Consider the following 21,376-nt stretch of genomic DNA (forward strand, 5'->3'; position numbering starts at 1 on the left):
GAAGCGTTACACTGGAGCCGCCGGAAATGGGCTATGAACTGATCGACGTGCGCCCGATGACCAAGCGCATCGGCGCGGAAATCTTCGGGGTGGACCTCACCAGGCCGCTGGGCAATCAGGCCTTTGCCGAGATTCACGACGCGCTGATGAAGCACCAGGTGGTGTTCTTCCGCGACCAGCCCATGGACCATGACGCGCACAAGGCCCTTGGCCGCGCCTTCGGACAACTGGCGATCCACTCGGGCGTGGCAGGCCTGCCCGATCATCCCGAAGTCGTCGCCATCCATGCCGATGAGAACTCGAAGTTTGTCGCGGGCGAGAACTGGCATTCGGACCTTTCCGCCGATGCCGAGCCGCCGATGGGATCGATCCTGACGCTGCACACCCTGCCCGAAGACGGCGGCGACACGCTGTTTGCCAGCATGTACGCGGCTTACGACGCGCTTTCGCCGGCGATGAAGGCCTTCCTCGATCCGCTGACCGCCGTTCACGACGCCAATCCCGTCTACAAGGCTATCTTCCCGGATTCGACCAGGACCTATCCCTGCAATTCGCACCCGGTGATCCGCACCCATCCGGTGACGGGACGCAAGCTGCTGTTCGTGAACTCGTCCTACACGACAAAAATCAACGAACTGTCCGGCCCCGAAAGCAAGGCCGTGCTCGACTTCCTGTTCGAGCATGTGAAGGACGCAAACTTCCAGGTTCGCTTCCGCTGGGAAAAGCACTCGGTGGCATTCTGGGACAACCGCTGCACCCAGCACTTCGCGGTCTGGGATTACTTCCCCGAAGTGCGGTCCGGTTTCCGGGTCACGGTTGCGGGCGATAAGCCATTTTAACGAAATCCGCCCTACTGTTTGCCGCCACGGTGCTTGCCCTCACGAGCCCGGCGGTGGCAACCGCGCCTGTGCCGCCCCCCAGCAAGGCGGCACAGGCGCTCCAGTCCGAACTGGACGCCATGGTCGCGGCGGGCGAACTGCCGCAGGCGCTGGTGCTGATCGAACAGCACGGCAAACCGCTGATCCGCCTCAAGACCGGCTATGCCGACGTGGAAAGCCGCAAGCCGATCGCCGAGGAAGCGATCTTCCGGCTCTATTCGATGTCGAAGCCGATCACTTCGGTGGGCGTGCTGATGCTCATGGAGCAGGGCAAGCTTTCGCTTTCCGATCCCATCGGCAAGTATCTGCCCGAAATGGCGGACCTCAGCGTCTGGGACGGCAGCGCCGCCGATCCCGCCGTCACCGTTGCCGCCGCGCGTCCGGTCACTATCGAGGATCTGCTGCTTCACCGCTCCGGCCTTACGTACGAATTCATGGGCGATACCCCGGTGCAGCGGTGGTACCGCGAAAACGGCGTCGCCCGCGCCACTGCCGTCGCCAGTACCAGGCCGCAGATCGCCCCTGCCGCCACGCTGGACCAGCTTGTCGAACGGCTGGGCAAGGCCCCGCTGCTGCACCAGCCGGGCGCGCGTTTCAGCTACGGTTTCTCGACCACGGTACTGGGCGCCGTGATCGAACGGGTCTCGGGCGAGAGCCTCGATACGTTCCTCAAGACCCGCATCCTCGATCCGCTGGAGATGAAGGACACGACCTTTGTCGTCAGCGACGCACAGGCCCCGCGCCTCGTCACCGGCTATGTCGCGACGGCAGAAGGGCTGAAGGCGGTGGACCGCCCGGAAACCTCCGAATACCGCGATCCCCGGCGCCTGCGTGACGGTGGCGGCGCGCTGGCGGGGACGCTGGAGGACTATCGCCACTTCGCGGAAATGCTGGCGGGTCGCGGCGCGTGGCACGGCCGCCGGTTGCTGAGGGCCGAGACCGTCGATGCCATGTATAGGCCCCGCTTGCGCACCGGCGGCGGCGATCATCTCGATGCACCGTTCGGCTATGGCCTTGCCGTGGGCGATGCCGGCACCGAGGCGCGCGGCGGGCTGCCGGTGGGGGCGGGAAGCTGGTCGGGATCGGCCAATACCTACTTCTTCGCGGACCCGACACACGGCCTTGTCGCCATCCTGATGACCAACGAACTGACCCCCGGCACCTTCGAGGCACGCACCTGGAAACTGCGCGAGGCGCTCGACCGGGCGGCATTGGCCGTGGCCGCACGCTAAACCCCTTCGCGAATGCAAAAAACGTCCTTGGCGCGCCCTCCATCGATCCGATAGAGCCGTGCGATGACCCGATTCCGCACCGCACGCGCCGCGCCGCTCGTCGCCGCCCTTCTCGTTTCCGCCTGCGCCGCCCCGCAGGCCCACCATCAGGCGGCAGCGCCCGCCGCGCAGGCCCCGATCGAGATCGGCGTGATCGCCATCAACGACTTCCACGGCGCCCTTGAACCGCCGAAGCAGACGGTGGACGCGCCCGACGGCAAGGGCAACGAAATCTCGGTTCCCGCAGGCGGCGCGGCGTGGCTGGCCTCGGCGGTGGATGCGCTGAAAGCCGAGCATCCCGAAAACGTGGTGGTGGCCGCAGGTGACCTCACCAGCGCCTCGCAGCTCGCCTCCTCGCTCTATCTCGACGAGCCTTCGGTGGGCGTGATGAACCGCATCGGCCTCGAATTCAACGCGGTGGGCAATCACGAGTTCGACCGCGGCTGGCAGGAACTGAAGCGCCTCCAGGACGGCGGCTGCGCCAGGAACACCCGCTTCCAGCCATGCCAGCTCGAACAGTTCGAAGGCGCCCGCTACAAGTACCTCGCCGCCGCCACGGTGATGCCGGACGGTTCGACGCTGTTCCCCGGCACCGGGCTCAAGACCTTCGGCAGCGGCGATCGCAAGATCACCATCGGCTTCGTCGGCCTCTCGCTGAAGTCGATCCCCACCCTCGTCGCGCCGGACCGCGTGGCGGGCCTCAGGTTCGAGGACGAGGCCGAGACCATCAACCGCGCCGTGCCCGCGCTGAAAGCCGCCGGGGCCGATGCCGTGGTCGTGCTGATCCACCAGGGCCTGCGCTCCAAGGGCGCGGGCGATCCCAATGGATGCAACGAGGCAGCTGGCGACATCCAGCCGATCCTCGACCACCTGAACCCCGGCGTCGACGTGGTCGTCTCGGGCCACACCCACTGGGCCTATGTCTGCAACTATACCGCCAATGCCGCCGCCGGCCCGATCCTGCTGACCAGCGCGGGCGTCTACGGCAAGCTCGTCACCGACATCACGCTCGACTTCGACCCGGTCACGCACAAGCTGGTGAACCGCAAGGCGCACAACGTGATCGTCCAGTCGGAAGGTTATACTTCGGGCAAGGGGCCGGTTGCGACCACCACGGCCTTCCCGCAGTTCCAGCCGCGCGCCGATGTCTCGGCCTATGTGAAGCGCTACAAGGACGCCTCGCTGCAACTGGTCGAACGCCCGGTCGGCCATGTTTCCGGCCCGATGGAGAAGGAAAGCGAAGGCGGCGTCGGCGCCGGTGGTTCGCTGGGCGCGCTGATCGCGGATTCGCAGCTGGCCGCCACCCGCCAGTACGGCGCGCAGATCGCCTTCGTGAACCCCTTCGGCATCCGCACCTCGCTGGTGCCCGCTGCCGACGGCACTGTGACCTTCGGCCAGATCTACGCCGTCACGCCCTTCAACAACCAGGTGGTGACGATGACCCTGACCGGCGCCCAGATCCGCGCCACCGTCGAGCAGGGGCTGGACGATACCGGCGACAAGCAGGTCCTCGCGCCCAGCGAGGGGATGAAGATCGCCTTCGACATGCACCGGCCTTCCGGCGCGCGCGTGACCGCGATCACCCTCGGCGGCAAACCGCTCGATCCGGCGAAAAGCTACCGCGTCTCGGTGGTGAACTTCCTGGCCGAAGGCGGCGACGGCTTCGCGGGCTTCAAGGACGGCACCGAGCGGGTGAACGGTCCGATCGATATCGAGGCCTTCGAGGACTGGCTCTCGGCCGTGCCGATGCGCAAGGTGCCTGCGGAGGATCGGACGTCTCAGGCGAAGTAAAAGGGAAAAGCAGGGGGTTAATACCCCCTGCACCCCCAATACCGTCCAGGTCACGCGGACCAACAGCGTTGCGCGCCCATGGTGGCGCGGGGAGACTTATTGGCTGCGCCGCCAGGAGCGCACTACGGATAGGCGAGGCGCAACGAAGACGCTCCGAGGGTCTGGGGGATCTCCTGAGCTTGTCGCAGGGCCCCAGGACTTTCCTCTTTCCCTCTTAAGCCCCGAACAACCACCGCCCCAGCAACCGCCCAAAGGGAAACGTAAAGATCCCCGCGACCAGCAACGCGCCGATGACAAGACCCCGCACCGTGCGGCGATGGCGGGCAACGCGGTGGCTGCGAGCCGAAAGCACCAGCACCGGCACCATCACGATCACGAAGGCCGAGAGCAAGTGGATCACGCTGAACTCGCCGTTCCTGCCGCGAATGAACAGGCTGTCGATCGCGGTCGCCATCATCGCCCCGCTCCACACGTAGCCGAGCACGCGGTGCCGCCCGTCGCCGCGCCGCCGCCAGAGCACATCGGCGTCAGCGCCAGCGCGGTCAGCATCGTTGCCAGATGAAGCCAGACGATGCCGGGGATCTGCGCCCATTCCGCCCTGCCACGCATGACCGCGACGAGGATCACCGCCAGCATCACCAGCGAGAGAAGGCCCAGCATGCGTTCGAGCCGGTCGGGTCCTTTGAGTTGCTGTGCGGTTACGCCCTTGACCGTGTCGTGCATGATGCCCCCTGCTATTTCAGAACCCGGCGCCCTGCGGCCAGCCGGGCCCGGCGAGGCCCATCACCTTGAACAGACTGCCCATCTGCTCATCGCCGACCAACCGCTCCAATGCGGTCCTGATAGCATCGCCGTGCTGCGGCGCCGAAGCGGCAAGTTTCTCGGCCCGCATCGCGATGCCTAGCGCGTTCAGGAAAGCACCCTGGCTGATGGTACCGAGCCAGCGCGCACCACTCGCCTCCGCCACTTCGGCGGCCGTGGCGAAATCGACCAGGCAGGTGAGATCCGCCTCGCCGGGGCACAGGAAAGGATCGACCTTTTCGTGCGCGCGCAGCGCCTGCAGCGTCGATCCGGTCTGCTTTTGGGTGAAGCCATAGTCGATCAGCAGCGCGGTGCCGCCCTGCGCGGCAAGCCGGTGACCGATTTCCTGCACCGCCGCCGCCGCGCCCGGACAGGTCTCGAGGATCGTGCCTTCGGCGGCGTCCTGCCATTCCTCCGGCACCGCCGCATCCATCGGCTTGTCACCGGCAACCGGACGGAAGCGGTCTTCGGCCCAGTCGACCATGCGCTCGCGCCAGCCGTTTTCCGCTTTGACCAGCTGGCGCACCGGCAGCGCGTCGAGGAACTCGTTGCCGACCAGCAGCAGCGGCGCATCGGCCGGCAGGGTGCCGAGATCGTCGTGGAACTGCGCCTGGGGCACTGCCTCGCGCTGGAGCGCGCGCAGGGCGGTGGAGCCCTCGACGAAATGGACCTCGGGCGTCAGCCCGAACCGGGCCATCGTGCGCAGCGCATCGCGCGCCAGCGTGCCGCGGCCGGGGCCAAGCTCGACGTAGTGGACCTTGGGACTGCCCGCCCGGCTCCACATGTCGGCCAGCCAGAGGCCGATCAGTTCGCCGAACATCTGGCTGATCTCGGGCGCGGTGATGAAGTCACCCGCACTGCCGAGCGGATCCTTGCCCGCATAGTAGCGCGCGTTGGATTCGCCCATGTAGTGCAGCAGCGAGATCGGTCCGTAGGTCTGGATCAGCCGCCGGAAGATCTCGCCCAGCGGCTCGCCGCGATGCCGCGTCACGCCGCGACCGGTCGGCCGCTGGCGAGCGCCGGGCGCATCAGCGCGCGGGCGATCAGCATCAGGCCCAGCACGATCAGCGGGATCGTCAGCCACTGGCCCATCGACAGGCCGGTATGCTCGGCAAATTCGCGCAGCTGGGCATCGGGCTCGCGGAAGAACTCGACCGTGAAGCGCGCCGCCGCGATGCCGGTGGTGAAGACGCCGACCATGAGGCCCGGACGGAAGCGTGCGCGCGTCTTCCAGTACAGCGTCAGCATGATGATCATCATCGCCAGGCCTTCAAGCCCGGCCTCGTAGAGCTGGCTGGGGTGGCGCGGCAGCGGTCCGCCGTCGGGGAAGACCATCGCCCAGGGCAGGTCCGGATTGGTGACGACCCGGCCCCAGAGCTCGCCGTTGACGAAGTTGGCAAGGCGCCCGAACATCATGCCGAAGGGCACGCAGACCGAGATGTAGTCCGCCACGCGGATGAGGTTGAGCTTGCCGCGCCACGAGACCCAGGCCATCGCCAGCAGCACGCCGATCAGCCCGCCGTGGAAACTCATGCCGCCGTTCCACAGCGACATCAGCGCCTTGGGATCGGCCCAGAGGCTGGGAATGCCGGTATCGCCGCCGGTGTAGAACGTGGCGTAGCCAAGGCGTCCGCCGAGGATGATGCCGATCGTGCAGTAGAAGAACAGGTCGTCGGCGTGGCGCTGGGCGAGCGGCGCGCCGGCCCCCTTGATCATCCGCGTCAGGTGCCAGTAGCCCAGCATGATCCCCGCCAGATAGGCCAGCGAGTAGTAGCGCAAGGTGAAGAAACCGAGATCGATCCCCTTCCGCAGTCCCAGATTGACCCAGTAGATCGGCTGGTGCGCCGGAGTGCCGGGCACGGCCTGCGCGGCATCGGCGAGAAGGGAAATCAGCGACAAGTGCTCGACCTCGTATCTTGTGGCGCGTTCGGCCAGGCGGCGCGAACGGGTGCATTGCCGCGCCTTCTGGCATAGCCTTGGGGCGGTTGGTAGGCTCGTTTTAGGAACTTGCCGGCAAAATCGACGCTTGCGCCGCGCTGCGCTGCCTTTCCCTGCCCCTTTGGAACGACTAGATACCGCCTGACATGAGCGTGATCCGCATCCCTTCGCCCCGTTCCGTGATCGACCGCCGCGCGCTGGTCGAGGCCATCGAAGCCGTTGTCGCCAGCGAAAGCGCCGCCAAGGGCCGCAGGCAGATCGTCGAACTGCTGCGCACCGCACTGGAGGATGGCCGGGCCGAGATCGCCCGCCGCCTCGTCGCCAAGCCTTCGGCCGGGCACGAAGTGGCCGAGGCGCAGGCCTATCTGGTCGACCAGCTGCTGCGCATCATCCACGATCACGTCTCCACCCATGTCTATCCGGCGATGAACCGTTCCACCGGCGAGCGCCTGACGATCATCGCCGTGGGCGGTTACGGGCGCGGCGAGATGGCGCCGCATTCGGACGTCGATCTCGCCTTTGTCACCCCGATCAAGCAGACCGCCTGGTGCGAGCAGATCATCGAGGCGATGCTCTATTTCCTGTGGGATCTCGGGCTCAAGATCGGCCACTCCAGCCGCTCGGTGGACGACATGGTGCGCATGAGCCGCTCGGACCTGACGATCCGCACCGCCATGCTCGAAGGCCGCTACGTCTGGGGCGACCAGCATCTCTACGAGGAAGTGCGCGCGCGCTTCTGGCGCGATGTCGTTGCCGGGACCGAGCGGCAGTTCGTGGTCGAGAAACTGGCCGAGCGCGAGGAACGCCACAAGCGCATGGGCGACAGCCGCTATGTCGTCGAGCCCAACGTCAAGGAAGGCAAGGGCGGCCTGCGCGACCTGCACACGCTCTACTGGATCGGCAAGTACATCCACAAGGTGCGCGATCCCAGCGAACTCGTCGATGTCGGCCTGCTCACCCACAAGGAATACCGCGCGTTCCGCCGCGCCGAGAACTTCTTCTGGGCGGTGCGCTGCCACCTCCACACCATCACCCGCCGCGCCGAGGACCGGCTGACCTTCGACCTCCAGCGCGAAGTGGCGATGCGGATGAACTACGCCGATCGCCCCGGCAAAAGCGCGGTCGAGCGCTTCATGCAGATGTTTTTCCTGCAGGCGAAGGTGGTCGGCACCCTGACCGGCGTGTTCCTGGCCCAGCTCGACGAGCAGATCGCGAAGAAGCAGCCGCGCGGGCTGCTGGCGGGTTTCCGGGCCCGGCCGCGCATGGTCAAGGGATACAAGGTATTCGGCGGCCGCATCATGGCCCCGGCCGACACCTGGTTCGAGGCCGATCCGGTGCGCCTGATCGAGATCTTCGTGCTGGCCGACCGCGAGGGGCTCGAAATCCATCCCGAGACCATGCGCCTCGTCTCGCGCGATGCCGCCCTGATCAAGGATGAAGTCCGCCGCGACCCGCGCGCCAATGCGCTGTTCATGGAGCTGCTCACCAGCCGCAACAATCCCGAAACGGCGCTGCGTTCCTTCAACGAGGCGGGCGTGTTCGGCCGCTTCGTCACCGAATTCGGCCGCGTCAACGCGCAGATGCAGTTCGACATGTACCACCACTACACGGTGGACGAACACACGATCCGCGCCATCGGCCTGCTCTCGCGCATCGAGAAGGGCGAGCTCAAGCAGGACCATCCGCTCAGCCACGAGATCATCCACAAGGTCCGCTCGCGCCGCGCGCTCTATGCCGCGGTGCTGCTGCACGACATCGCCAAGGGCCGCGGCGGCGACCATTCCGAACTCGGCGCCGAGATCGCGCTCAAGCTGTGCCCGCGCTTCGGGCTGGACGAGGAGGAGACGGAACTTGTCTCCTGGCTGGTGCTGCGCCACCTGCTGATCTCCGCCACCGCGTTCAAGCGCGACTTGTCGGACGCCAAGACGATCAGCGACTTCGTCGCCGTGGTGCAGTCGGTGGACCGGTTGCGCCAGCTGACGGTCCTCACCATCGTCGACATCCGCGCGGTCGGTCCGGGCACCTGGAACTCGTGGAAGCGCCAGCTCATCACCGAGCTGTACGGCGCCGCCGAGGAACGCCTGCGCCTCGGCCACGTGGAATTCGGGCGCGAGAAGCGCGTCGCGGCGAAGAAGGCAATGGTGATCGCCCGCGACCCCGCCAACCAGGCACTGATCGAGGAGCTCGGCCCGCAGTTCGCCGATGCCTACTGGATCGCCGAGCCGGACGATGTGATCGCCCGCAACCTCGCCCAGTTCAGCGCCTCGCGCAACGAGCCGCTGTCGATCCTCAGTGAATACTATCCGGCGCGCGGGGCGACGCTGGTGACGGTGATCGCCTCCGACCACCCCGGCCTGTTCTACCGCATCGCCGGGGGCATCCATCTGGCCGGCGGCAACATCATCGACGCCCGCATCCACACGACGCGTACCGGCCGCGCGGTCGACAACTTCCTGATCCAGGACCCGCTGGGCCGCCCGTTCAGCGAGGATACCCAGCTCGCCCGCCTCAGCGCCTCGATCGAGAATGCCCTGGCCAACCGCATCAAGATCCTGCCCCAGCTGGTCGCCAAGCCCGATGCCCGGCCGCGCGCCGATGCCTTCGACGTGCGCCCGCGCGTGCTGGTGGACAACAAGGCCTCGAACCGGCTCACCGTGGTGGAAGTCAACGCCCGCGACCGCCCGGCGCTGCTCAACCGGCTGGCCCACGCCCTGTTCGAGAGCAAGCTGATGGTCCATTCCGCGCATATCGACACCTACGGCGAGCGCGCGGCGGACACGTTCTACGTCACCGACCTCTTGGGCGAGAAGCTGACCTCGACGAGCCGCATCAAGGCGCTGGAACGGCGCCTGCTGGAAGCGGCGAGCGAAGGTAACCTGACCGAGGTCGCCGCCTGACTTCGCTATAAAATTCATGCTTGAAAGGAACCGCGCGCGGGCCCACTTGTTGCCCACTTATTGCATCGCAACATCCCCATGCGCAGGACCCTGCCCATGAATGCCAGCAAGACCACCGCTTCCTTTGACGATCTGGGTGATCACCAGTCGGTCCTCGTCTTGCAGGGAGGCGGGGCGCTGGGGGCCTATCAGGCCGGTGTCTACGAAGCCCTGAGCGAAGCCGGTCACACACCGGACTGGGTGGCGGGCATCTCCATCGGCGCCATCAATGCCGCGATCATCGCGGGTAATGCGCCGGAAGACCGCGTCGGGCGGCTGCGCGATTTCTGGCAGGGCGTCAGCCGGGAACTGCTCTACAAACTGGACGTCGGCAACGGCTTTGCCCGCCGCGCCTTCAACGAGACGTCCTCCGCCTGGGCCTCCACTTTCGGCATTCCCGGTTTCTTTACCCCGCGCATTCCGACGCCCCTGCCCGAATGGCCCAGCGATATCGGCCGCCTGAGCTTCTACGACACCACGCCGCTGCGCCAGACCCTGCTCGATCTGGTCGATTTCGGCCGCATCAACCACGGCGAAACCCGCTTTGCGGTCGGCGCCGTCCACATGATGACCGGCAACTTCATCTACTTCGACAACCAGAGCGAGCGCCAGATCGGCCCCGAACACGTGATGGCCAGCGGCGCCCTTCCCCCCGGTTTCCCGCCGGTGGAGATCGACGGCGAATGGTACTGGGACGGCGGCCTCGTCTCCAACACCCCGCTGCAATACGTGCTCGACAACCGCAGCCCCTGCGAGATGACGGTGTACCAGGTCGACCTGTTCCCCTCGCGCGGGGTCATGCCCAAGACGATGGCCGACATCGCCCAGCGCGAGAAGGACATCCGCTTTTCCAGCCGCACGCGCATGAACACGGACCTGTCCAAGCAGCTCCAGAAGATGCGCGCCGCCGCCCAGCGCCTCTACCGCAAGCTGCCCGAAGAGCTGCGGGACGATCCCGACCTTGCCCACCTGCTCGGCTGCCGCCCGGCAGGGGCGGTCGCGGTCATGCACCTGATCAACCGCCCGCGCGGTTATGAAACCATGTCGAAAGACTACGAATTTTCACGAATGACGGTTACCGAGCACTGGGAGGCAGGCAAGGCCGACGCGCTCTGGTCGCTGGGCAAGCCGGACTGGACCGGGCGCCACCTGAAGCCCGACGAGATCATGACGTTCGACCTGGCGGCCGACCGCCCTGTCAACGGACACGGAACAAGAATGCCGAGGGTGCGGCCCGAGGGCACACAAGGAGAAGAGGTCACATGAAGCTGAAGGACAAGTCCTGCATCGTCACCGGCGCCGCCAGCGGCATCGGCAACGCGATCGCCCACAAGTACGCATCGGCAGGCGGCAAAGTGGCGATCGCCGACCTCAATCTGGACGCCGCGCAGAAGGCCGCCGACGATATCAAGGCCAGGTACGGCACCGAGGCCTTGGCCGTCGCCATGGACGTGACCAGCGAGGAGCAGGTGAACGCGGGTGTCGCCAAGGTGGTCGAGGCCTGGGGCACGGTGGACGTGCTGGTCTCCAACGCCGGAATCCAGATCGTCAACCCGGTGGAGCAGTTCGCCTTTTCCGACTGGAAAAAGATGCTGGCGATCCACCTCGACGGCGCCTTCCTCACCTCCAAGGCGGTGCTGCCGCACATGTATGCGCAGAAGTCTGGATCGATCATCTTCATGGGATCGGTCCACTCGAAGGAAGCCAGCCCGCTGAAATCCGCCTATGTCACCGCCAAGCACGGGCTGCTCGGCCTCAGCCGCGTGATCGCCAAGGAAGGCGGCAAGAAGGGCGTGCGTACCAACGTGATCTGCCCCGGCTTCGTGCGTACCCCGCTGGTGGACAAGCAGATCCCCGAACAGGCCAAGGAACTGGGCATTTCCGAAGCGGAAGTGGTGAGCCGGGTGATGCTCGGCCAGACCGTGGACGGCGAGTTCACCACCGTCGACGACATCGCCGAAGTGGCGCTGTTCTTTGCAGGCTTCGAGACCAATGCGCTGACGGGGCAGTCGCTGATCGCCTCGCACGGCTGGTTCATGGAGTAGGCGGGCCCGCGAGGCTCGAATCCACGGCTTTCAAAAAACCACTCCGTCGCCCCCGCGAAGGCGGGGGTCCCGCTTTCTTTCCGCGACCTTTCGTATGCCGCAAGAACAGCGGGATCCCCGCCTTCGCGGGGATGACGGGGTGGTTTATGTCGGGTTGGATCAAGCCACCGAACGCAGCCGCACCAAAGCCGCATCCCGGCCGATCAGCGGCAACAAGGCGCCCATATCCGGCCCATGCTCCATCGCTGTCAGCGCCAGACGCAGCGGCAGGAACAGCGCCTTGCCCTTGCGGCCGGTCATGTCCTTGAGCGCGCCGGTCAGCGCCTTCCAGATGGCCTGATCCCATTCGAGCCCGGCCAGCACATCGGCCGCCTGCGCAAGATAGGCCCGGTCTTCCTCGCCAAGGTCGGGCACCGCGACCGGCCCGGTCACGACGCTCCACCAGTCCGCCGCCTCGTGCACATGCGCAAGGTTGGGGCGCACCGCTTCCCAGCCCGCCGCGTCCATGCCCTCAGGCAGACGCGCCGCAACGGCCTCGAATGGCAGGGCGTGCACGACAGCGGCATTGACGCGCTCCAGTTCCGCCTCGTCGAAACGGGCGGGCGCGCGGCCGAAGCGGGCAAGATCGAAGGCCGATGCCAGCGCCTGTGCATCAAGCGACGGATCGACCGGATCGCTGGTGCCGAGGCGCCCGAGCAGCGCGACGACCGCCTGCGGCTCGATGCCCTGCTCGCGGAAATGGGCAACGCCCAGCGAACCAAGGCGCTTGGAGAGCTTGCCCTCGCTGCCGACCAGCAGCGCTTCGTGCGCGAAGGCGGGCACCGGCGCGCCGAGCGCGGTGAACATCTGCACCTGCGCGGCGGTGTTGGACACATGGTCCTCACCGCGCAGGATCTGCGTCACGCCCATGTCCACATCGTCGATGGCCGAGGGCAGCATGTAGAGCCACGAACCATCGGCGCGGCGGATCACCGGATCGCTGATCTGCGCGGGATCGAACTTCTGCGTGCCGCGGATGCCGTCCTCCCAGACGATCGGCTCCGCGTGGTCGAGCAGGAAACGCCAGTGCGGCAGGTCGCCGGCGGCGATCTTCGCGGCCTTTTCGTCCTCGCTCAGCGTCAGCGCGCCGCGATCGTAGATCGGCGGCAGCCCGCGCCCGAGCAGGACCTTGCGCTTCAGTTCCAGTTCCTGCGGCGTCTCCCAGCAGGGGTAGACGCGGCCCGCAGCCTTCAGCCGCTCGAACTCACGCTCGTAGAGGGCGAAACGGGCCGACTGGCGCTCCTCGCCCACCCACGCGATGCCGAGCCAGGCAAGGTCGGCGCGGATGCCGTCCACATATTCCTCTTTCGAGCGCGCCGCGTCGGTATCGTCGATGCGCAGCAGGAACTTGCCCCCTACCTGTTGGGCCAGCAGCCAGTTGTGCAGCGCCGTGCGGATATTGCCGACGTGAAGGTGCCCGGTGGGCGAGGGAGCGAAGCGCGTAACGGTCATGGCCAGCGCGATTACGGCGCGGCGCGGGCAAGGTCAATTTCCCGGCCCCCGGCAAGGCCCATGGCCGTCAGAAATGTATAACATATGCCTTGCAGGCCAGCGGCGATGCATTACCAATGCTTCCCGGTTCGCACCCTCCCGGTCGCTGGCGGTTCAGGCCATCGGCTCCCAGAAAATCAAAGGATTGTCCATGCGGCTCCCCGCAAAGCTGGCTTTCGCCTCCCTTCTCTCGCTGGCGCTCGTCCAGCCCGCCTTCGCCCAGAAGAGCGAGGCCCCCGACGCCGAAAAGCAGCACGCCGCCAAGGCCGCCGAAGCGGTTGCCAATGGTTGGGCCAGCGCCCCGGTCGAGGAACAGGCCAAGACCTCCAAGGGCTCGGTCACGGTCGACGGCAAGGCGATCGCCTACACCGCCACCGCCGGCACGCTGACCATCCGTGATGCGCAGGGCAAGCCCACCGCCAGCCTGTTCTACACCGCCTATACCGCGCCCGGTAAGCACCGCCCGCTGACCTTCTTCTACAATGGCGGCCCCGGCTCGGCGAGCCTGTGGCTGCGCATGGGCAGCTTCGGCCCCGAGCGCGTGCGCACCGCCGACCCGGTCGCCGTCGCGCCCGCGCCCTACGACGTCGGCCCCAACCCCGACAGCCTGATCGGCAGCACCGACATGGTGTTCATCGACGCGGTCGGCGCCGGTTACTCGCGCCCGCTCGGCGATGCCAAGCCCGCCGATTTCTACGGCGTCGATCAGGACGTCGATGCCTTTGCCAAGGCGATCTTCCGCTACGTCTCGAAGAATGGCCGCTGGGGCGACCCCAAGTACATCTTCGGCGAAAGCTACGGCACCACCCGCTCGGGCGCGCTGGCCTACCAGCTCGAGGATCGCGGCATGGCGCTGAACGGCGTGATCCTGCTCTCCTCGATCATGAACTACGGCGTGCGCCAGTCCGGCTACGACAACATCTACGTCGGCTACCTGCCGACTTATGCCGCCGTCGCCTGGTACCACAACCGCGTCGCCGATCGCCCCGCCACGGTCGAGGAATTCGTCGCACAGGCCCGCGAATTCGCCAATGGCGCCTATGCCAGCGCGCTCGCCAAGGGGCAGGACATTTCGCCTGCCGAACTCGATTCGGCGGCGCAGCAGCTCAGCCGCTTCACCGGCATTTCGGTGGACTACATCAAGCAGGCGAACCTGCGCCTCGACCTCCAGCGCTTCCGCAAGGAACTGCTGCGCGGCCAGCGCGAGACGGTGGGCCGCTTCGACGGTCGCTACCTCGGCGTCGATGCCGATGCGGCGGGCGAAGGGCCGGAATTCGACGCCTCGGACACCGCAATCAGCGGCCTCTACATCGGCAGCTTCCTCGACCTGCTGGGCGGCAAGCTCGGCTACAAGACCGACCTCGACTACCGCCTCAGCGCACGCGAGGGCGGTGCCTTCAACTGGGACTGGTCGCATGACGGCCCGGGCCGCGGCTATGGCAGCCACCAGAACGTCGCCGACGTGACGGTCGACCTGTCGAGCGCGATGCGCACCAACCCGCATCTGCGCGTGCTCTCGCTCAACGGCTACTACGACATGGCAACGCCGTTCTTCTCGACCGAGCGCGACCTCAAGCACATGATGCTGCCGGGCGAACTGCAGAAGAACCTTGAGTTCCGCTACTACCCGGCCGGTCACATGGTCTACCTGAACCCCGAGGCGCTGCACCAGATGCGCCTCGACATGCAGCGCTACTACGCGCAGGGCGCGCGCTGAGCGGCGCCCGCCGCAAGAGACCGCAAGACAACGAAGGGGTGGCCGCAAGGCCGCCCCTTTTGCCGTTTTCGGCCCGGATGCGGGCCGGATGCTTGAAGACCGCGTTTTGCGGCTGTCACCGCCGGCACGGATCGCTATATCCGAACTGACATAGCGTTATGCACAGCGCGAGGAGGGCTTCATGGTGACCACGGGCAAGTTGGCGGCTTCACGGGACGGACTGGCTGCGGCCGCGCTGCTGGCGCTGGCATGGTCCGGCAGCGCGCTCGCCCAGGAAACGAACGGGATGGGGCCCGTGCCTCCCACCATCGTGCCTCCCACCATCGTGCCCACAGCCGCTGTGCCCACAGCCATCGTGCCATCACCCATCGCCTGCCCAGCCGCCCCCGCCGCCCTTCCCGCCGAACTTTCCGGCTGGAACCGGCGCGTGCCGCTGGCCGCCGGGCGCGATAGCGCCGCCGCCGCGCGGGTGAACCCCGGAGCCGCGGTCGACGCCGCGCTCAGCCCCGCGCCCGACGTGCGTTATGCCCTTCCGCCCGAAAAGGCTGGCGGATCGACCGGCTTCGGCGGCCTCTTTGCCGTTACCGTGACCACGCCCGGACACTACCGCGTGGCGCTGGGCGCGGCGGCATGGATCGACGTGATCGCGGCCAGGCCCGCGACCGGCACCCACCGGGCGCTGACTTCGATCGCCCACGCCCATGGGCCCGACTGCTCGGGCATCCGCAAGATGGTCGACTTCGCGCTCGAACCGGGGGACTACCTCGTGCAGATCGCGGCCAGCCCCGACGCCGCGCTGCCGCTGCTCGTGACCCGGCTGCCCTAACCGGCCGGATCCGGCGCCCCGGGAAGCGGCGCCGCCCGCACCCCGCCGCGCAGCAGCGCGTATTCGTCCGAGGCTTCCACCTGGGCGATTCGCGCCTGCAGTGCCCGGTACTGTGCCAGCACCGCCTGCCCGGTCTGCGAAAGCCGGGCACCGCGATCCTTGCCGCCGCCCGCCACGGTTTCCACCAGCGGCGAGCGCCAGCAGCGGTTCATCGCATCGACCAGCAGCCAGGCCCGCCGATAACTCATGCCCAACGCCCGCCCCGCCGCCGAGATCGAGCCTTGCTGCGCGATGGCGGCCAGCAGATCGGCCTTGCCCGGCCCCATGGCGATTTCCTCGCCGCAATAGATCCGCGCGCGCAGCTTGAGAGTGGGGGTGGCGGACATTCTGATCCCTGTCGTTTCAGCCGCTGCGGAAGGCGTGGGTGATCGGATAGCGCCGGTCTCGCCCGAAATTCCGGGCGGTGAGCTTGACCCCCGGCGAGGCCTGGCGGCGCTTGTATTCGGCGCGGTGCAGCAGGCGCTCGACCGCCTGGACCGTCTCGCACACGAAGCCTTCGCGGACCAGCTGGTCGACGCTCTTGTCGTGTTCGACCAGCCCGACGAGGATCGGATCGAGCACGGCATAGTCGGGCAGGCTGTCCGAATCGCGCTGGTCGGGGCGCAATTCGGCGCTGGGTTCGCGCCCCAGCGTCGATTCGGGAATGACCGCCCGGGCCGGACCGCGGCCAATGCGCGGGACATGATGGTTGCGCCAGCGCGCCAGCGCAAAGACGGTCGACTTGTAGGCGTCCTTGAGCGGGTTGTAGCCCCCCGCCATGTCGCCATAGATCGTCGCGTAGCCCACGCTCATTTCGCTCTTGTTGCCGGTGGTCATCACCATCGGGCCGAACTTGTTCGACAGCGCCATCAACGCCGTGCCGCGAATCCGCGACTGGAGGTTTTCCTCGGCGATGTCGCGATTGGTACCCTCGAAACTCTCGCCCAGCATCGAATCGAACCCGGCGATCGCCTCGCCGATCGGCAGCACCGAATAGCGGATGCCCAGCGCATCGGCGCAGGCGGCGGCATCGTCGAGGCTCTGGCGGCTGGTGAAGCGCGAGGGCATCATTACCCCCCAGACCCGGTCCGCCCCCAGCGCATCGACGGCGATGGCCGCGCATGTCGCCGAATCGATCCCGCCCGAAAGCCCCAGCACGACGCCGGGAAACCCGTTGCGCCGCACATAGTCGCGCAGCGCCAGCACCATCGCGCAGTAGATGTCCTCCGGGTGGCCGGCGAGCGCCGCCTGCGCCCCGCGATCGCAGCGCCAGCCCTGCGCGGTGCGGGTCCAGCGGGTCTCGGCGACCTGCTCCTCCCAGTCCGCCAGCTGGACGGCCAGGCTGCCATCGCCGTTGACCACGAAGCTGGCGCCGTCGAACACCAGTTCGTCCTGCCCGCCGACGCGGTTGAGATAGGCCAGCGGCAGCCCGGTATCGACCGCGCGGCGCTTGGCCACCCCCTCGATCCTGAGGGCGTCCTTGTTGATCTCGTAAGGGCTGCCGTTGATGCAGATGAACATCTCGGCACCGAAATCGGCAAGATGGCGGCAGACCTCGCTGCGCCAGATGTCCTCGCAGATCGGCACCCCGATCATCGTTCCGCGCAGCACCACCGGCTCGGGCAGGGGGCCGGGCTGGAACAGGCGCATCTCGTCGAACGTGCCATAGTTGGGCAGCTCATGCTTCAGCCGCACCGCCTGGACCTTGCCCTGGTCGAGCAGGGCAACCCCGTTGTGCAGCGCACCATCAAGCACAAAGGCCGAGCCCACCAGCATCGCCGGGCCGGGCGCCGCGCTCGCCTCCGCAAGCGACTGTAGCCGCGCTGCAGCACGCTCGATCAGCGCCGGCTTGAGGATCAGGTCTTCGGGCGGATAGCCGATCAGGTGAAGCTCGGGGAAAACGACGAGGTCGCAATCGCGCGCCTGCTTGCGTGCCGCGAGCACCCCTTCGGCATTGCCGTCGAGGTCGCCGACCGACTGGTTGAGCTGCGCCAGCGTGATCCTGAGCGTATCGGGCATGCGCCGATTGATGCCCCGCGCAGGCCCCATGCGCAACTGCCGATGCGTCTGCGGCGGGCAATAAAAAACCCTCCCGTCGGGGAGGGCTTTTTCCGTCTTGCGACGGACTTTCCGGATGTTTCCCAGATCGTTGCCGATCCAGGCCGGAAAGCAACTGGGGGCCGGCGCTTCGCCGAGGCGATCGCCGGGCCCCCGGCCGGATTACTCGGCAGCCGCGGTAGCAGCGTCGGTCGCACCGTCGGTGGTAGCGGCCATGGTTTCTTCAGGAACGGTTTCAACCGATTCCGAAGTGGCGTCAGCGGCGGGCTTGTTGCCACCGCAAGCAGCGAGCGACAGAGCGGCAGCCGACGCGAACGCGGCAAAAGCAATCTTCTTCATGCGAATCCCCTTGCATTGTTTGGCGCACAGGCCAACGCTTGCAGGCAAGCCTGCGGGGCCATTCTTTAGACGAGACGATTGTGCAACGCAAATGGGAAGTAAGGGGGGCAAAACCGGCAGAAACCCTGAGGGTTGCACACATATAAAGATATCTTTATATGATCTGCCATGCAAATTCGCATGCAAATCGACCCCCTGCTGAGGGCTCTGTCCGAACCGACGCGGCTGCGCATGATGCGCCTGCTCGCGCATATGGAACTGGCCGTGGGGGAGCTTGCGCAAGTGCTCGGGCAAAGCCAGCCGCGTGTCTCGCGCCACATCCGCATCCTGTGCGAGGCCGGTCTCGCCACCCGCCGCAAGGAAGGCAGCTGGGTGTTCCTGCGCAGCGCGGTGAAGGACAATTCGGAGCCGCCGATGGGCGCCGCTGCCGCCCGCCTGCTCGACATTGCCGAGCGTGACGATCCGGCCTTTGCCGCCCGCTGCGCCGAGGATCGCCGCCAGCTCGCCGCCATTCGCGACGCGCGCGAAGCCAATGCCCAGGCCTATTTCGCCCGCCATGCCGAGGAGTGGGATACCCTGCGCCAGCTGCACGGTGCGGACGGCCCGGTCGAGGCGGCGCTGCTGGCCGCGCTGGGGCGCAGCAAGCTCGGCGGCCTGCTCGATGTCGGCACCGGCACCGGGCGCATCGCCGAACTGCTGGCGGGCAAGGCCAGCCACGTCACCGCGCTCGACAAGAGCCCCGAGATGTTGCGCATCGCGCGGGCGCGCTTGCAATCTTTGCCACCGGAACACCTCTCGCTGGTGCAGGGGGACTTCACCGCCCTGCCCTTTGCCGAGGCCGCGTTCGACACGGTACTTTTCCACCAGGTTCTGCACTACGCACAGGAACCCGCCACGGTTCTGGCCGAAGCCGCGCGCGTCACCCGGCCGGGCGGGCGAATCGCGGTGGTCGACCTCGCCGCGCACGAGCGCGAGGATTTGCGTGAGCGCCATGCCCACGCCCGCCTCGGCTTTGCCGACCAGCAGATGGCCTCGCTGCTGGCCGACGCGGGCTTTGCGCCCGACGTTCCGGTCACCCTGCCCGGCGATCCGCTCACCGTGAAGATCTGGACCGCGCGGCGCCTCGAAGCGGCCCCGCCCGCCCCCCTGCCAGATCCGGCGCCTGATCAGGCGCCTGATCCTGCAAACGACACCGAATCCAACGACAGAAAGACCGCGATCCCATGACGTCCGCTCAACGACCGGCTCTTGCCCCCGCCCTCGGGTGCCTGCCGGGCGACATTTCCGTCTCCTTCGAATTCTTCCCGCCCAAGACGGAGAAGATGGAGGAGCAGCTGTGGGACGCGATCACCCAGCTTGCCCCGCTGGCGCCCTCGTTCGTCTCGGTGACCTATGGCGCCGGTGGCTCCACGCGTGAACGCACCCATGCGACCGTCGCCCGCCTCGCGGCCGAGACGAATCTCGTGCCCGCCGCGCATCTCACCTGCGTGGGCGCCAGCAAGGGCGAGATCGACGAGATCGCCGACCAGTACTGGGAAGCGGGCGTGCGCCACATCGTCGCCCTGCGCGGCGATCCGCCGCCGAGCCAGGGCGGCGTCTTCACGCCCCACCCGGAAGGCTATGCCAGCGCCGCCGACCTGGTGGCCGGGCTCAAGGCCCGCCACGATTTCGACATCTCGGTCGCCGCCTATCCCGAAGTGCACCCCGAGGCAGCGAGCGCCCAGAGCGATCTCGACAACCTCAAGCGCAAGATCGACGCCGGCGCCAACCGCGCGATCACGCAGTTCTTCTTCTCGGCCGAAGCCTACTTCCGCTTCCTCGACAAGACGCAGGCCGCGGGCATCACCGCGCCGATCCTGCCCGGCATCATGCCGGTGACCAGCTTCGCGGCGATCCGCCGCATGTCGGGCAACACCGAGATTCCGGTCTGGCTGGAAGCCATGTTCGAAGGCCTTGACGAGCGCCCCGGTCCGCGCGCACTGGTCGCCGCGGTTGCCGCGGCCGACTTGTGCCGAAACCTCTACGAAGGCGGCGTGCGCGACTTTCATTTCTACACCCTCAACCGTGCGGAGCAGGCCTATGCGATCTGCCAGCTGCTCGGGTTGAGGCCGAAGTTGCAAGAATTGCGGGAGAGCGCATGATGAGCGCGCGTAAGACATTTCTCGAAGAGGCGGCCAAGCGCGTCCTCATCACCGACGGCGCCTTCGGCACCGAGATCCAGAACTGGAAGCTCTCGGAAGCCGACTATGCCGGCGATCTGGGCCTCGGCCACGACCAGAAGGGCAACAACGACATCCTCGCGCTGACCAAGCCCGAGGTGCCGGAATCGATCCACCGCGCCTATTTCGAGGCGGGGGCCGATATTGCCGAAACCAACACCTTCTCGGCCAACCGCATCAGCCAGGCCGACTACGGCGCCGAGCATCTGGTGCGCGAGATCAATGTCGAATCGGCCAGGCTCGCCCGCCGTCTGGCGGATGAGTACGAGGCAAAGGATGCCAAGAATGGTATTAGGCGGCCGCGCTTCGTCGCCGGCGCCATCGGGCCGACCAACAAGACGCTTTCGCTCAGCCCCGACGTCAACGATCCCGGCTACCGCGAGATCGACTGGGACACGCTGGTCGATGTCTACAAGGAACAGGCCGCTGCCCTTGTCGAAGGCGGCGCCGACTTCATCCTGATCGAGACCGTGTTCGACACCCTCAACGCCAAGGCCGGGATCATGGCGGTGCGCCAGCTTGAAGCCGAGCTGGGGCGTGAAGTGCCGATCATGCTGTCGATGACGCTGACCGACCTTTCCGGCCGCAACCTCTCGGGCCACACGGTCGAGGCGTTCTGGTACGCGGTGCGCCATGCGAGGCCGGTGACGATCGGGCTCAACTGCTCGTTCGGCGCCACCCAGCTGCGCCCGCACGTGAAGACGCTGTCGGAAATCGCCGATACCCTCATCATGATCTACCCCAACGCCGGCCTGCCCAACGAACTGGGCGCCTACGACGAGATGCCCGAGACGACCGCAGGCTTCGTCGGCGAATGGGCGGTGGCAGGCCAGGTCAACGTGCTGGGCGGCTGCTGCGGCTCCACCCCGGCGCATATCGCCGCCATCGCGAAGAAGGTGACCGGCATGGCCCCGCGCCACATCCCGGACCTCAAGCCCGAAACCAGGCTGGCAGGACTTGAACCTTTCGCGGTCGCGGCAGACTGAGG

Annotated in this window: 19 protein-coding genes; 11 read left to right on the plus strand and 8 right to left on the minus strand. The window is 67.0% G+C overall.

Annotated elements, in window-relative coordinates:
- Positions 1 to 26 precede the first annotated feature (26 nt).
- The 3 genes from DM450_RS15035 (at position 27) to DM450_RS15045 (ending at position 3,940) form a co-directional block, all read left to right on the plus strand.
- Entirely contained in the window at positions 27 to 839 is an 813-nt protein-coding gene (locus tag DM450_RS15035; RefSeq protein ID WP_142636087.1) for a TauD/TfdA family dioxygenase, read from the plus strand.
- Positions 840 to 892: 53 nt separating this feature from the next.
- Entirely contained in the window at positions 893 to 2,110 is a 1,218-nt protein-coding gene (locus DM450_RS15040) for a serine hydrolase domain-containing protein (RefSeq protein ID WP_142636090.1), read from the plus strand.
- Positions 2,111 to 2,173: 63 nt separating this feature from the next.
- Positions 2,174 to 3,940: a bifunctional metallophosphatase/5'-nucleotidase gene (locus DM450_RS15045; protein ID WP_142636092.1), complete on the plus strand. Its 1,767-nt coding sequence runs from the start codon at positions 2,174 to 2,176 to the stop codon at positions 3,938 to 3,940.
- Between the two features lie 214 nt (positions 3,941 to 4,154).
- Here the strand turns inward: DM450_RS15045 and DM450_RS26255 are convergent, their stop codons facing one another.
- Genes DM450_RS26255 through lgt form a run of 4 tightly spaced genes read right to left on the minus strand, consistent with a single transcriptional unit; the run spans position 4,155 to position 6,640 of the window.
- Positions 4,155 to 4,397 carry a hypothetical protein gene (locus tag DM450_RS26255; protein WP_260609899.1) on the minus strand — a complete coding sequence of 81 codons (243 nt, stop codon included), beginning with the start codon at positions 4,395 to 4,397 and terminating at the stop codon, positions 4,155 to 4,157.
- Positions 4,394 to 4,663 carry a hypothetical protein gene (locus tag DM450_RS26260; RefSeq protein WP_260609900.1) on the minus strand — a complete coding sequence of 90 codons (270 nt, stop codon included), beginning with the start codon at positions 4,661 to 4,663 and terminating at the stop codon, positions 4,394 to 4,396. The genes DM450_RS26255 and DM450_RS26260 overlap by 4 nt, the downstream gene beginning before the upstream one ends.
- A gap of 16 nt (positions 4,664 to 4,679) precedes the next feature.
- On the minus strand, positions 4,680 to 5,732 hold the full coding sequence (locus DM450_RS15055) for a class I SAM-dependent methyltransferase (protein ID WP_260609901.1): 1,053 nt from the start codon (positions 5,730 to 5,732) through the stop codon (positions 4,680 to 4,682).
- Positions 5,729 to 6,640 carry a prolipoprotein diacylglyceryl transferase gene (gene lgt, locus DM450_RS15060; RefSeq protein ID WP_142636094.1) on the minus strand — a complete coding sequence of 304 codons (912 nt, stop codon included), beginning with the start codon at positions 6,638 to 6,640 and terminating at the stop codon, positions 5,729 to 5,731. The genes DM450_RS15055 and lgt overlap by 4 nt, the downstream gene beginning before the upstream one ends.
- Positions 6,641 to 6,825: 185 nt before the next feature.
- Between lgt and DM450_RS15065 the strand changes: the two genes are divergently transcribed.
- From DM450_RS15065 to DM450_RS15075, 3 genes are all read left to right on the plus strand, one after another.
- Positions 6,826 to 9,576, plus strand: a complete 2,751-nt coding sequence (locus DM450_RS15065) for a [protein-PII] uridylyltransferase (RefSeq protein ID WP_142636096.1) — start codon at positions 6,826 to 6,828, stop codon at positions 9,574 to 9,576.
- Between the two features lie 96 nt (positions 9,577 to 9,672).
- Entirely contained in the window at positions 9,673 to 10,881 is a 1,209-nt protein-coding gene (locus DM450_RS15070) for a patatin-like phospholipase family protein (RefSeq protein WP_142636098.1), read from the plus strand.
- Positions 10,878 to 11,660 (plus strand): 3-hydroxybutyrate dehydrogenase, encoded by a 783-nt coding sequence (locus DM450_RS15075; protein ID WP_142636100.1) that lies wholly within the window; start codon positions 10,878 to 10,880, stop codon positions 11,658 to 11,660. Before DM450_RS15070 ends, DM450_RS15075 begins: the two co-directional genes overlap by 4 nt.
- 159 nt (positions 11,661 to 11,819) lie before the next feature.
- On the opposite strand, the gene gltX is transcribed toward DM450_RS15075, so the two are convergent.
- Positions 11,820 to 13,151 carry a glutamate--tRNA ligase gene (gltX, locus tag DM450_RS15080; protein WP_142636102.1) on the minus strand — a complete coding sequence of 444 codons (1,332 nt, stop codon included), beginning with the start codon at positions 13,149 to 13,151 and terminating at the stop codon, positions 11,820 to 11,822.
- A 190-nt stretch (positions 13,152 to 13,341) separates the two neighbouring features.
- Here gltX and DM450_RS15085 point away from each other — a divergent pair, with 190 nt between their 5' ends.
- Together DM450_RS15085 and DM450_RS26265 are read left to right on the plus strand one after the other, a co-directional pair.
- On the plus strand, positions 13,342 to 14,907 hold the full coding sequence (locus tag DM450_RS15085) for a S10 family peptidase (protein ID WP_142636103.1): 1,566 nt from the start codon (positions 13,342 to 13,344) through the stop codon (positions 14,905 to 14,907).
- 181 nt (positions 14,908 to 15,088) lie between these two features.
- Positions 15,089 to 15,733 carry a homogentisate 1,2-dioxygenase gene (locus DM450_RS26265; RefSeq protein WP_260609902.1) on the plus strand — a complete coding sequence of 215 codons (645 nt, stop codon included), beginning with the start codon at positions 15,089 to 15,091 and terminating at the stop codon, positions 15,731 to 15,733.
- Here DM450_RS26265 and DM450_RS15095 read toward each other — a convergent pair.
- The 3 genes from DM450_RS15095 to DM450_RS25875 all read right to left on the minus strand — a co-directional run bounded on the left by DM450_RS15095 (position 15,730) and on the right by DM450_RS25875 (position 18,169).
- Positions 15,730 to 16,119, minus strand: coding sequence for a winged helix-turn-helix domain-containing protein (locus DM450_RS15095; protein ID WP_142636106.1), 390 nt, complete (start codon positions 16,117 to 16,119; stop codon positions 15,730 to 15,732). The genes DM450_RS26265 and DM450_RS15095 overlap by 4 nt on opposite strands.
- A 16-nt stretch (positions 16,120 to 16,135) precedes the next feature.
- The gene (locus DM450_RS15100) at positions 16,136 to 17,791 is read right to left on the minus strand and encodes an NAD+ synthase (RefSeq protein WP_142636108.1); all 1,656 of its coding nucleotides are present in this window, start codon (positions 17,789 to 17,791) and stop codon (positions 16,136 to 16,138) included.
- 201 nt (positions 17,792 to 17,992) lie between these two features.
- A complete protein-coding gene (locus tag DM450_RS25875; RefSeq protein WP_185928626.1) occupies positions 17,993 to 18,169 on the minus strand; it encodes a hypothetical protein in 177 nt (58 codons plus the stop codon).
- Positions 18,170 to 18,349: 180 nt separating this feature from the next.
- On the opposite strand from DM450_RS25875, the gene DM450_RS15105 reads away from it, so the two are divergent.
- Genes DM450_RS15105 through DM450_RS15115 form a run of 3 tightly spaced genes read left to right on the plus strand, consistent with a single transcriptional unit; the run spans position 18,350 to position 21,374 of the window.
- On the plus strand, positions 18,350 to 19,396 hold the full coding sequence (locus DM450_RS15105; protein WP_142636110.1) for a metalloregulator ArsR/SmtB family transcription factor: 1,047 nt from the start codon (positions 18,350 to 18,352) through the stop codon (positions 19,394 to 19,396).
- Positions 19,393 to 20,310 (plus strand): methylenetetrahydrofolate reductase [NAD(P)H], encoded by a 918-nt coding sequence (metF, locus tag DM450_RS15110; protein ID WP_142636112.1) that lies wholly within the window; start codon positions 19,393 to 19,395, stop codon positions 20,308 to 20,310. The genes DM450_RS15105 and metF overlap by 4 nt, the downstream gene beginning before the upstream one ends.
- Positions 20,310 to 21,374: a homocysteine S-methyltransferase family protein gene (locus tag DM450_RS15115; RefSeq protein WP_142636114.1), complete on the plus strand. Its 1,065-nt coding sequence runs from the start codon at positions 20,310 to 20,312 to the stop codon at positions 21,372 to 21,374. Before metF ends, DM450_RS15115 begins: the two co-directional genes overlap by 1 nt.
- The last annotated feature ends 2 nt before the right edge of the window (positions 21,375 to 21,376 follow it).

It is taken from the genome of Sphingomonas sp. IC081, assembly GCF_006874585.1.
Classification (GTDB): Bacteria; Pseudomonadota; Alphaproteobacteria; order Sphingomonadales; family Sphingomonadaceae; genus Novosphingobium.

Coding starts and splice junctions, on each gene's coding strand:
- DM450_RS15035 (WP_142636087.1), top strand. CDS start 27: ATGGGCTATGAACTGATCGACGTGCGCCCGATGACCAAGCGCATCGGC.
- DM450_RS15045 (WP_142636092.1), top strand. CDS start 2,174: ATGACCCGATTCCGCACCGCACGCGCCGCGCCGCTCGTCGCCGCCCTT.
- DM450_RS26255 (WP_260609899.1), bottom strand. CDS start 4,397: ATGATGGCGACCGCGATCGACAGCCTGTTCATTCGCGGCAGGAACGGC.
- DM450_RS26260 (WP_260609900.1), bottom strand. CDS start 4,663: ATGCACGACACGGTCAAGGGCGTAACCGCACAGCAACTCAAAGGACCC.
- DM450_RS15065 (WP_142636096.1), top strand. CDS start 6,826: ATGAGCGTGATCCGCATCCCTTCGCCCCGTTCCGTGATCGACCGCCGC.
- DM450_RS15070 (WP_142636098.1), top strand. CDS start 9,673: ATGAATGCCAGCAAGACCACCGCTTCCTTTGACGATCTGGGTGATCAC.
- DM450_RS15075 (WP_142636100.1), top strand. CDS start 10,878: ATGAAGCTGAAGGACAAGTCCTGCATCGTCACCGGCGCCGCCAGCGGC.
- gltX (WP_142636102.1), bottom strand. CDS start 13,151: ATGACCGTTACGCGCTTCGCTCCCTCGCCCACCGGGCACCTTCACGTC.
- DM450_RS15085 (WP_142636103.1), top strand. CDS start 13,342: ATGCGGCTCCCCGCAAAGCTGGCTTTCGCCTCCCTTCTCTCGCTGGCG.
- DM450_RS26265 (WP_260609902.1), top strand. CDS start 15,089: ATGGTGACCACGGGCAAGTTGGCGGCTTCACGGGACGGACTGGCTGCG.
- DM450_RS15095 (WP_142636106.1), bottom strand. CDS start 16,119: ATGTCCGCCACCCCCACTCTCAAGCTGCGCGCGCGGATCTATTGCGGC.
- DM450_RS15100 (WP_142636108.1), bottom strand. CDS start 17,791: ATGCCCGATACGCTCAGGATCACGCTGGCGCAGCTCAACCAGTCGGTC.
- DM450_RS25875 (WP_185928626.1), bottom strand. CDS start 18,169: ATGAAGAAGATTGCTTTTGCCGCGTTCGCGTCGGCTGCCGCTCTGTCG.
- DM450_RS15105 (WP_142636110.1), top strand. CDS start 18,350: ATGCAAATCGACCCCCTGCTGAGGGCTCTGTCCGAACCGACGCGGCTG.
- metF (WP_142636112.1), top strand. CDS start 19,393: ATGACGTCCGCTCAACGACCGGCTCTTGCCCCCGCCCTCGGGTGCCTG.
- DM450_RS15115 (WP_142636114.1), top strand. CDS start 20,310: ATGAGCGCGCGTAAGACATTTCTCGAAGAGGCGGCCAAGCGCGTCCTC.